General features: G+C 70.3%; 11 protein-coding genes. 6 read left to right on the top strand and 5 right to left on the bottom strand.

The window, feature by feature from the left end; all coding sequences use genetic code 11:
- Nucleotides 1-50 precede the first annotated feature (50 nt).
- The 3 genes from ACFWZ2_RS42670 to ACFWZ2_RS42660 are packed head-to-tail and all read right to left on the bottom strand — an operon-like array spanning nt 51 to nt 2,217.
- Nucleotides 51-638: a cob(I)yrinic acid a,c-diamide adenosyltransferase gene (locus ACFWZ2_RS42670; protein ID WP_384555202.1), complete on the bottom strand. Its 588-nt coding sequence runs from the start codon at nt 636-638 to the stop codon at nt 51-53.
- 13 nt (nt 639-651) lie between these two features.
- Nucleotides 652-1,407: an ABC transporter permease gene (locus tag ACFWZ2_RS42665; RefSeq protein ID WP_384555201.1), complete on the bottom strand. Its 756-nt coding sequence runs from the start codon at nt 1,405-1,407 to the stop codon at nt 652-654.
- A gap of 18 nt (nt 1,408-1,425) precedes the next feature.
- Nucleotides 1,426-2,217, bottom strand: coding sequence for an ABC transporter ATP-binding protein (locus ACFWZ2_RS42660; protein ID WP_384555200.1), 792 nt, complete (start codon nt 2,215-2,217; stop codon nt 1,426-1,428).
- Nucleotides 2,218-2,318: 101 nt separating this feature from the next.
- Here ACFWZ2_RS42660 and ACFWZ2_RS42655 point away from each other — a divergent pair, with 101 nt between their 5' ends.
- From ACFWZ2_RS42655 to ACFWZ2_RS42640, 4 genes are all read left to right on the top strand, one after another.
- Complete coding sequence (locus ACFWZ2_RS42655) at nt 2,319-2,960, top strand: TetR/AcrR family transcriptional regulator (protein WP_384555199.1); 642 nt, start codon at nt 2,319-2,321, stop codon at nt 2,958-2,960.
- 147 nt (nt 2,961-3,107) lie between these two features.
- Nucleotides 3,108-3,959 carry a 3-hydroxyacyl-CoA dehydrogenase family protein gene (locus tag ACFWZ2_RS42650; protein WP_384555198.1) on the top strand — a complete coding sequence of 284 codons (852 nt, stop codon included), beginning with the start codon at nt 3,108-3,110 and terminating at the stop codon, nt 3,957-3,959.
- Between the two features lie 143 nt (nt 3,960-4,102).
- Nucleotides 4,103-4,426, top strand: coding sequence for an STAS domain-containing protein (locus tag ACFWZ2_RS42645; protein ID WP_030792181.1), 324 nt, complete (start codon nt 4,103-4,105; stop codon nt 4,424-4,426).
- 208 nt (nt 4,427-4,634) lie between these two features.
- Nucleotides 4,635-7,121 carry an ATP-binding protein gene (locus ACFWZ2_RS42640; protein ID WP_384555197.1) on the top strand — a complete coding sequence of 829 codons (2,487 nt, stop codon included), beginning with the start codon at nt 4,635-4,637 and terminating at the stop codon, nt 7,119-7,121.
- A gap of 92 nt (nt 7,122-7,213) precedes the next feature.
- On the opposite strand, the gene nucS is transcribed toward ACFWZ2_RS42640, so the two are convergent.
- Complete coding sequence (gene nucS / locus ACFWZ2_RS42635; RefSeq protein ID WP_384555196.1) at nt 7,214-7,885, bottom strand: endonuclease NucS; 672 nt, start codon at nt 7,883-7,885, stop codon at nt 7,214-7,216.
- 242 nt (nt 7,886-8,127) lie between these two features.
- Here nucS and ACFWZ2_RS42630 point away from each other — a divergent pair, with 242 nt between their 5' ends.
- Nucleotides 8,128-8,520, top strand: coding sequence for an SCO5389 family protein (locus tag ACFWZ2_RS42630; protein ID WP_005311822.1), 393 nt, complete (start codon nt 8,128-8,130; stop codon nt 8,518-8,520).
- A gap of 74 nt (nt 8,521-8,594) precedes the next feature.
- Here ACFWZ2_RS42630 and ACFWZ2_RS42625 read toward each other — a convergent pair whose 3' ends face one another.
- Nucleotides 8,595-9,626, bottom strand: coding sequence for an LLM class flavin-dependent oxidoreductase (locus tag ACFWZ2_RS42625; protein ID WP_384555195.1), 1,032 nt, complete (start codon nt 9,624-9,626; stop codon nt 8,595-8,597).
- Nucleotides 9,627-9,836: 210 nt separating this feature from the next.
- Here ACFWZ2_RS42625 and ACFWZ2_RS42620 point away from each other — a divergent pair, with 210 nt between their 5' ends.
- Nucleotides 9,837-10,169: an ATP/GTP-binding protein gene (locus ACFWZ2_RS42620; RefSeq protein ID WP_384555194.1), complete on the top strand. Its 333-nt coding sequence runs from the start codon at nt 9,837-9,839 to the stop codon at nt 10,167-10,169.
- Nucleotides 10,170-10,220 lie beyond the last annotated feature (51 nt).

Raw genomic sequence — 10,220 nt, 5'->3', positions numbered from 1 at the left:
CGCGCCCCTTCGGGGCGCACCCGAACCGCACCGGACTTCCACAAGGCCGCTTAGCGCTCGCCGCCCGGCACCCAGAGCACGTCGCCGACCTCCTTGTTGGCCGTCCGCGCCAGGATGAAGAGGAGGTCGGAGAGGCGGTTCAGATACGTCGCGGTGAGCGGGTTCATACCGCCATTTTCTTTACTGGCGCCGTGCACCTCGAAGGCCGCCCACGTCGAGCGCTCGGCCCGCCGTACGACGGTGCACGCCTGGTGCAGCAGGGCCGCGCCCGGAGTGCCGCCGGGCAGGATGAAGCTGCGCAGCTTCTCCAGCTCTTCGAGGAAGCGGTCGCAGTCCGCCTCCAGCTTGTCGATGTAGGACTGCTCGACGCGCAGCGGCGGGTACTTGGGGTCCTCGACGACCGGCGTGGAGAGGTCGGCGCCCACGTCGAAGAGATCGTTCTGGACCCGTACGAGGACCTTCACGACCTCTTCGTCGAGCTTGCCGAGCGCCACCGCCGTGCCGATGGCCGCGTTGGCCTCGTTGGCGTCGGCGTACGCGGAGATCCGCAGATCGGTCTTGGCGGTGCGGCTCATGTCCCCGAGGGCCGTCGTCCCCTGGTCGCCGGTCCTGGTGTAGATGCGCGTCAGATTGACCATGCGGCCAGCGTAGTTACGCTCCGGCCTTCTTGAAGACGCGTGTGCCCACCGTCACGGACAGGAGGATGAAGCCGAGCGCCATCAGGACGCCGTACAGCATGGTCGTCGTCGCGTACTCGCCCACGTATCCCGCCCGCACCGCGTCCACGAGATAGCGGAACGGCATGAAGTGCGAGAGCACGTCCAGCCAGGTGGGCGCGAGCGCCATCGGCAGCATCAGGCCGGAGAGCAGCATCGAGGGCATGCTGATGGCGTTCACCGCGGGCCCGAACTCGTGCGCCTTGGAGACCTTCATGGCCAGCGCGTACGACAGCGAGGCGAGCCCCGCGGTCAGGACCGCCACGAACGCGAACCCGATGAGGATGCCGCCGAGCGGGGCGCGCAGCCCCATCACCAGAGCGGCAAGCACGAGCAGCACCGCCTGGAAGACGAAGAGCAGGGCGTCGCGCAGGACCCGGCCGAGCAGCAGCGCGAGACGGCTCACGGGCGTCACCCGCATCCGCTCCACCACGCCGAACTGCTTCTCGATGATGAGCGCGAAACCGCTGAACGTGGCGCCGAACAGGCCGAGTTGGAGCAGCAGCCCCGGCACGAGCACCTGCCAGGAGTCGCCCTGCGAGCCGAGCGGCAGATCGGTGAGGAGCGGGCCGAAGAAGAGCAGATAGAGCAGGGGCGTCAGGACGCCGAAGAGGATCTGGAACTTGGAGCGCAGGGTCTGCCGGGCGTACCGCCCGAAGATCAGCGCGATGTCGGAGAGCAGTGCGGGCATCGGTGGGGTCCTGGGGTCTCAGACGGCGACGGGGGTCGTGTCGGCGGTGTTGCCGGGGTCGATGTCGCGCCCGGTGATGGCGAGGAAGGTGTCCTGGAGCGTGGCGTCGATCGAGCCGCCGTACTGGAGCTTGAGCGCGCTCGGCGTGCCCTCGGCGACCACGACGCCCTCGTCGACGACGACGAGGCGGTCGGAGAGTTCGTCGGCCTCGTCGAGGTAGTGCGTGGTGAGGAAGACCGTCGTGCCGTACTCGTCGCGCAGCCGCCGCACCAGCTGCCACAGGTCGGCCCTGCTGCCCGGGTCGAGGCCGGTGGTCGGCTCGTCGAGGAAGAGCACCGCGGGGCGGTGGGTGAGCCCGAGCGCGATGTCGAGGCGTCGGCGCTGACCGCCGGAGAGTGCGGCGCAGGGGCGCTCAAGCAGCTCCGTCAGATTGAGGTCGCGCGCCAACTCCTCGGCTCGGGCGGTGGCCTGAGACTTCGTCAGGCGGTAGAGGCGGCCCTGGGTGATGAGTTCCTCGCGTACGGAGACGCTCAGATCGACGCCGCCGGACTGGGCGACGTAGCCGATCTTCGAGCGGACGCCCCCGGGGTCCCGGGCCAGATCGCAGCCCGCGACGGTGGCGGCGCCCCCGGTGGGCGGCAGGAGCGTGGTCAGCATCCGCAGCGTGGTGGTCTTGCCCGCGCCGTTGGGCCCGAGGAAGCCGAGGATCTCGCCGGGCTCGACGCGCAGGTCGATGCCGCGGACGGCCTCGACGGGGCCGCGCTTGGTCTGGAAGGTCCGGGCGAGCCCGGAGGTGCTGATGATTGCCATGGCGACCACAAAAACAGAGTCTCTTAAATTTTGCAATGTCACCAAGTTTTGGAGGGATGCCAAGTTTTCAGGCTCTCTAGGGAGCGGCCTACGATGAGGTCATGGCTGAAGGGCTCAGAGAGCGCAAGAAGCGGCAGACGAAGCAGCGGATCTCGGACATCGCGACCGGGCTCTTCCTGGAACACGGCTTCGTGACCGTGACCATCGCGGAGATCGCGGACGCCGCGGACGTCTCGGTCAACACGGTCTACAACTACTTCCCGGCCAAGGAGGACCTCTTCCTCGACCGGGGCGACGACGTGATCGACCGGCTCTCGCGTTACGTGCGCGGCCGCCGCGACGGCGAGTCGGCCGCCGACGCCGTCCTGCGCGAACTGCGCACCGACGTCGAGGGCGTCTCGCCGAGCATCGGGCTCTTCTCCGGCTGGGCCGACTTCATGAAGGTCATCACCGAGGCGCACGCCCTGCGCTCCCGGCTCTGGGCGATCCAGCAGGAGGCCCACGACCGGCTCACCAAGACCCTCGCCGAGGAGACCGGGGCCGCCGACGGCGACCCGCTGCCCGGCCTGATCGCGGGCCAGCTCTCCTGGGTCCACAGCACCCTCATGGCCTGGATCGGCGACGAGATGTCCAAGTGCCGGGGGCCCGCCGAGGTCTCGCGCGAAGCCCTCGTCCTGCTCGACGAGATGGAGGAACTGCTCAGCCGGAATGTCCTCAACTACGCGGTGCGTGGCGCTGAATGACCCGTACCAGTGTGATGTCCGTCATCTGAGACGTGACGCGCATCTCTTCATCGCCACACGGGCCCTCACGACCGCTAATGTCCGCCGCAGAGGCATACGTAAACAGCGTGTAAGCCAAGCGTGATAAGCGGTAGGGGAGTCGGAACAGTGGCACGGAAGCTCGCCGTCATCGGAGCCGGTCTCATGGGATCCGGCATCGCACAGGTCTCCGCCCAGGCGGGCTGGGACGTCGTCCTGCGCGACGTCACCGATGAGGCCCTGACCCGTGGCACCGACGGGATCAAGGCGTCGTACGAGAAGTTCGTGAGCAAGGGCAAGCTCGCCGCCGACGACGCCGCGGCCGCGCTCGGGCGCATCACCACGACCACCGACCTGGACGCCGTCGCCGACGCGGACATCGTCGTCGAGGCCGTCTTCGAGAAGCTCGAGGTCAAGCACGAGATCTTCCGCACGCTCGACAAGCTCGTGCGCGACGACGCCGTGCTCGCCTCCAACACCTCCGCCATCCCGATCACCAAGATCGCGGCCGTGACGGAGCGTCCGGAGCGCGTCGTCGGCGCCCACTTCTTCTCGCCGGTCCCGATGATGCAGCTCTGCGAGCTCGTGCGCGGCTACAAGACCAGCGACGAAACCCTCGCCCGCACAAGGGAGTTCGCCGAGTCCGTCGGCAAGACCTGCATCGTCGTCAACCGCGACGTCGCCGGCTTTGTGACGACCCGTCTGATCTCCGCGCTCGTCGTCGAGGCCGCCAAGCTCTACGAGTCGGGCGTCGCCACCGCCGAGGACATCGACATCGCCTGCAAGCTCGGCTTCGGGCACGCCATGGGGCCGCTCGCGACCGCCGACCTCACGGGCGTCGACATCCTGCTGCACGCCACCAGCAACATCTACACGGAGTCCCAGGACGAGAAGTTCGCTCCGCCGGAGCTGATGCGCCGGATGGTTGACGCCGGTGACATCGGGCGCAAGAGCGGGCAGGGGTTCTACAAGCACGACTGACGCCGCCTCAGGTCGAGGATCACTCCTCGGGGTGAATTCGGTATCGGTTCGCTTACAGACGGCAACTTCTGGTCCCTTGAGCCAGTCAGTTGCAGTGACATACCCAGATCACATGGATACCTCTCGTATCTCGGGGAGCGCATATGCACATCAGGGGCGACCAGGCCCAGCTGGTCGTCGGGGGACGCCTCGACGTACGCAGCGCGGCGGACGCCCGTACGGTCCTGCACTCGGCCGTCGACGACGGCGCCGGCGACCTGGTGCTCGACCTGTCCGAACTCGACTCGTGGGACGCCACGGGACTCGGCGTCATCATGGGCGCGCACCGTCGCGCCGGGCGGTGCGGACGCAGACTCGTCCTGCGCCATGTGCCGCCGCAGATGCAGCGCCTGCTCGTCGCCACCAGGCTGCACCGCATCCTCGCCATCGAAGGCGGCATCGGAGTCGAATCGCTCCCCAGAGCGTGAAGCGCACCTCACGCACAATCCTCACGAACCTGTGACGTCTCGGACGGGGCGGTACCCCGCCCTCTCGTAGATACTGGGCAAAGGTCTAGGGTTCGGTCGCCCACCGATATACGAACCCACACGGGGGCGCCGGACCAGAAGCGACAGCGCAGTGTGCACGAAGGCCGGAGGGGGCTCTGCACACCACGCATCTGGGGGGCTAAAGACCATGGACCCGATGAACCGGGGACCGGAAGAGTACGGCCACGACGGCATCAACGACGACGAATCGGCGCGCTCGGGGCGCCCGCAGCGCGATCCCATGACACCGGATTTCGGCCAGCCCGCACCCGCGCTGGCCCGCACCGTGCAGCTCGTCTCCGGCGACTTCCTGCTCACCGTCAACCCGGTCGACGGCAGCGAGATCGAACCCTGCCCGCCCGGCGAACGGCCGGAGCGGCCCACCAAGCGCACCGCCGCCGAGCGCGCCGAACTGCGCCGCGCCGCGATGCCGCCCGTGCCGCCGGGGCCCGCGCTGCCCAGGCTGCCGCTCCTGGAACGCCAGGAGGAGCGCGAACGCCTCGTACGGCTGCTCGCGCGCGGCCGTTCCGTACGGCTCACCGGACCCGCGGGATCGGGGCGCACGACGCTCCTGAACACCGTCGCGGACGACTGCGCGGACCTCGCGCCCGACGGCGTCGTCCGACTCTCCGGCTACCGCAAGACGCCCGGAGAGCTGCTCCACGACCTCTTCGCGACCGTCCACAACGCACCGCTGCACCGCCCCGAGCGCGCCCTGCTGCTCGAACTCGTCCACGACATCGGCGCCGTCGTCGTCCTGGACGACCTGGAGTTCGGCGGCGCGGGCCTCGACGAACTGCTCGACGCGACGCCCGAATGCGCCTTCCTCATCTCCACGACGCCCGACGTCGCCGCGCCGTCCGCCGAATCCCACCTCGAAGAGGTCTTCCTCGGCGGGCTCGGCCGCGGCGGCAGCCTGGAACTCCTGGAGCGCGTCGTCGGCCGCGTCCTCGACGACGAGGAGGCCAACTGGGCGGGCGACCTGTGGTTCGAGTCCGAGGGGCTGCCGCTGCGCTTCGTCCAGGCGGGCGCCCTGCTGCGCCAGCGCGACCAACTGCGCGCCGACCCGCACGCCTTCGAGGAGTACGGCTACCAGGCCGAGGCCCCCGTCGACGCCGCCGCGGGACACGACGTACCGCTGCCCTCGCTCGCCGACGGCGCCGCACCCGCGGCCCTGCTCGCCGCCCGGCTCAGCCCGTCCGCCCGCGCCACACTCCGCTTCGCCGTCGCGCTCGGCGGCGAACTGCCGCACCAGGCACACCTGCCGGCCCTCGTCGGGGACACCCACGCGGACGCGGCCCTCGCCGAACTGGTGAGCTGCGCCCTGGTCGGCGCGGTCGGCTCGCACTACCGCCTCGCCGCCGGAGTGCGCACACAGCTGGAGACCGCCGGATACGCCGACGACGCCACCGCACAGGCCCAGAGCGCCGCCCAGCACTACGCCTGGTGGGCCGGGCACCCCTCGGTCACCCCGGAGCGGGTCGCCGCCGAGGCGGACGCCGTGCTCGCCGCGCTCGGCGCCCTCGTCGCCCCGGAGAGCGGCACCGCCGTGCTGCTCGCCCGCACCGCCGCACCCGCCTTCGCGGGCGGGCTCGACTGGAGCGCCTGGGAGCGCGCCCTGCGCTCGGGACAGGAAGCGGCGCGCAACGCCGGAGAGGTCGCCGAAGAGGCGTACTTCCACCACGAGTTGGGCATCCTCGCGCTCTGCGCGGGACAGCTCGACCGGGCCCGCGCCGAGCTGGAGGCCTCCATCGGGCTGCGCGGCGCGCTCGCCGACAAGCGCGGCATGATCTCCGGGCGCAGGGCCCTCGCCCTGGTCGCCGACCGCTCGGGCGGCGCACTGCCCGGCGGGCGCACCGCCGCGGGCGAAGAGGTCCCCGACGCGCGCTACGAGGAGTCGGCGTCGCCCCCCGGCGGCGTCCCCGCGGCCTTCGCGCTGCCCGAACCGCCGCCGGAGCCGGACACCCTGGTCACCAGCAGGGTGACGCCCGCCGCCGCGGGTTCGGGGGCGGCGCCGAGCCGCCGTTCCATCATCAGCGGCACCCGGCGCAACCTCGTCGCCGCGGGCGCGGGAGCCCTGCTCGCCGCCGTCCTCGGCACCGTCGTCACGCTCGGCGCCACCTCCGACAACAACGACCCGCCGGAGGGCGACAAGGTCAAGACGGAGCAGTCGGCGAAGGAGGACCGCGAGGGCGGCGGCCTCGACGCCGACAAGCCGCAGAAGGACTCCACGAGCCGCCCCGACGACCCGGGCAAGGACGGCGTCGTCGGCACGTCGGACGACCCGACGCCGAGCGACAGCGACGAGCCGTCGGACAAGCCGAGCGGCAGCGACAAGCCGTCGGACGAGCCGTCGGACAAGCCGTCCGACAAGCCGTCCGACAAGCCGACGTCCAAGCCGCCCACGTCGAAGCCGCCGACGTCCAAGCCCCCGACGTCCAAGCCGCCGACCTCGGAGCCGCCGACGTCCAAGCCGCCCACGTCGGAGCCCCCGACGTCCGAGCCGCCCACGACGAGCGACGCCCCGCCGTCCTCGCCCGACACCTCGACCTCGGCGAGCGGCCCGGCCAGCTCTCCGGCGACGAGCAGCGTGCCGGATTCGCCGAGCGGGTCGGGTTCCGCGCAGGTGGTCTGACGCACGGACGACGATCTGACGCACGAACGACGAAGAGGGCCGGGTCCTGGTGGACCCGGCCCTCTTCCCCGTACGGAATCTTCTCCGGAAGGTCAGAACAGCCGCAGCTTGTCGTCCTCGATGCCGCGCAGCGCGTCGTAGTCCAGGACGGCGCAGCCGATGCCGCGGTCCGTGGCGAGCACGCGCGCCTGCGGCTTGATCTCCTGGGCCGCGAAGATGCCCTTGACGGGCGCCAGGTGCGGGTCGCGGTTCAACAGCTCCAGATAGCGCGTGAGTTGCTCCACGCCGTCGATCTCGCCGCGCCGCTTGATCTCGACGGCGACGGTCTGCCCGTCGGCGTCGCGGCAGAGGATGTCCACCGGGCCGATGGCCGTCATGTACTCGCGGCGGATCAGCGAATACCCCTCGCCCAGTGTCTCGATCCGGTCGGCGAGGAGCTCCTGGAGGTGTGCTTCCACACCGTCCTTGATGAGGCCGGGGTCGACGCCCAGTTCGTGCGAGGAGTCGTGCAGGATCTCCTCCATCGTGATGATGAGCTTCTCGCCCCCCTTGTTCACGACGGTCCACACGCCGGCGTCGTCCCCCGAGCCCTCCTTCAAGGTGCACGGCGGGGACATCCAGTTGAGCGGTTTGTAGGCCCTGTCGTCCGCGTGGATCGAGACGCTGCCGTCGGCCTTCACGAGGATCAGGCGGGGGGCCGAGGGGAGATGGGCGGTGAGCCTGCCCGCGTAGTCCACGGAGCATCGGGCAATGACGAGACGCATGGGGCGCAACGCTACTCGACCGGGGCGGGTGCGCGCGATTCGCCCGCTCCTTGCCGCCGCCCGCACGACTTGTCCGCCGATGAACCTGTTCGATCCTGGCCGGTTATGCGCCCATTCTCCTGGTGTCGTTACCGCGCGTTGCCTACCGTAGAAGCGGGAGGTCGTCATCCGTGCACGCTGCGTATGCGGACTCCTTCCCTGCCCGTAAGCCCCCGCTCCCCGGGGGTGCGAGAGGAGAACCCATGTCGCTGGACGTCTCACCGGCACTGTTGGAACAGGCCGAGCGAGGCGAGGTGGACGAAGCAGCATTCGTCGACTGCGTCCGGACCTCCCTGCCTTACGCATGGGAGATGATCAGCTCCTTGGTGGCCCAGCTGAAGGTCGACGGCGGAGAGTTCGCCGACAACCAGACGCCGCCGCCGGACGAGCAGGCACGTGGACAGCTGCTGCGCGCGCTCGCGAGTGACGCGATTCGTGGCGCACTGCAGCGGCACTTCGGGGTGCGACTGGCATTCCAGAACTGCCACCGTGTGGCGGTGTTCCCGCTGGACCCGTCGGTGGACGAACGGCTCGCCCGTTTCACTTCGATCCGTGGTCAGCTGCTCAACCAGTCACCCGAACTGCGGGACTGCTGACGCATGTTGCTGCCGCTCCGTACGCGGGAGGTGTTTCAGTCCGGAGCGGCAGCTCCGCAGCGATCCGGCGGTCCTCAGCCGAGCTGGGGCAGTACTTCGGCGCCCAGTCTCCGTACGTTCTCCTCGGTGGCCGCGAGATCTCCCGAGCCCTCGACGAGCAGCGCGAAGCGCGTGATCCCCGTGCGTTCCGACGTGGCGGCGAGCCGGTCGGCGCACACTTGTGGAGTGCCCACGGGGTGCAGCCCGCAGAGCAGTTCGGTGTAGGCGAGCGGGTCTCGCATGGCCCGCCTGCGGCCGTCCACGGTGACATGGGCGTCCAGACCCTGTTTGAGCCAGCCGGGCATTGCTTTCTGTAACGTCTCCGCCGCCTCCAGACGTCGGTCGGCGATCTGGGCGACGCCGGCGGAGACGTGCGGGGCGGTGGCGATTTCCTCGGGCGTATGCCCCGAGGCACGTGCGTGCCGATTCCACAAGGCCACCATTTCGGCCTTCTCGTCGTCGCCCACGTGCATGCCGAGCAGCATGGGCAGACCGCGCTGTGCGGCGAGCCGCACACTGGACGGCGACGTGCAGGCGACGACCACTTCGGGGCCGCTGCCGCCCCCGCCCAGGGCCTCCTGCGGGCGCGGCACGACGGACACTTCACGGAATGCGAACCGCTCGCCCGTGCCCTCCACCCGGGGCTCCCGCAGCCACTTGAGCAGCAGGTCGAGGGATTCGGGGAACCCCTTCTCGTACGCCTCCAGGCCCGAGCCGAAGACCTCCAGGTCCACCCAGGGGCCGCCGCGACCCACGCCGAGCGAGAAGCGTCCGCCGGACGTCAGATGCAGCAGGGCGGCCTGCTCGCCGAGTGCGACGGGGTGCGCGGTGGGCAGGACGCTCACCGCGGTGCCGACGCGGATGTGCCGGGTCCGCCCGAGGAGCAGTGCCGCGAGGGTCACCGCCGACGGGCAGGTGCCGTACGGCACGAAGTGGTGCTCGGCGATCCAGACCGCGTCGAGCCCCGCCTCCTCGGCCACCTCGGCGGACCGCACCGCCCGGTGCAGCGCCTCCCCCTGCCCCTGTCCGGGGAACTGGGCGGCCAGAACAAAACTACCTACACGCATGGATCTCCTGCCTCCTTGGCGCCGACGCAGGCACTCCCCCTACGGGCAACAACGCGTGACACGTGCCAAAGGCACGGCCTGGCATGAAGATTGTTGGATTTTCTGTGCAGTCCCGGGGGGCTTGCGGGAGTCCGTGCAGGACGGCTACCCGTCGACACGGCGCGTAGGCTGGTCACACCCCCGACAGCCGTACAGCCCGTGAGGTGTCCTGTGTCCCCGCGTCGCAACCGCCCCAAGGGCGCCGGAGAGCCGAGCCCGTCCGCCGACGCGGAACAGACGGGCCGCTACGGCGGCTTCCAGCGCACCGAGAGCTGGCAGGGCGAGGAGTGGAGCGTGCGGCACGTCGCGGGCGCCAGCGCGGCGGGCAAGCGGTACCGCTGCCCCGGCTGCGACCAGGAGATCCCCTCGGGCCTCGCGCACGTGGTGGCCTGGCCCGAGCACTCGGGCGTGGACGAGCGCAGGCACTGGCACAAGGCGTGCTGGAACGCGAAGGACCGCCGCACCACGAGGGTGCAGCGGTCCCGTAACGCGCCGCGGTACTAGGGAGCGTCTTGTCGATCATGTGGTGAGCCAGATGAGGGTGCTGGCCAGGGT

The organism is Streptomyces sp. NPDC059002, from assembly GCF_042740435.1.
Taxonomy (GTDB): Bacteria; Actinomycetota; Actinomycetes; order Streptomycetales; family Streptomycetaceae; genus Streptomyces.
This window is presented reverse-complemented; position numbering and strand designations above follow the sequence as displayed.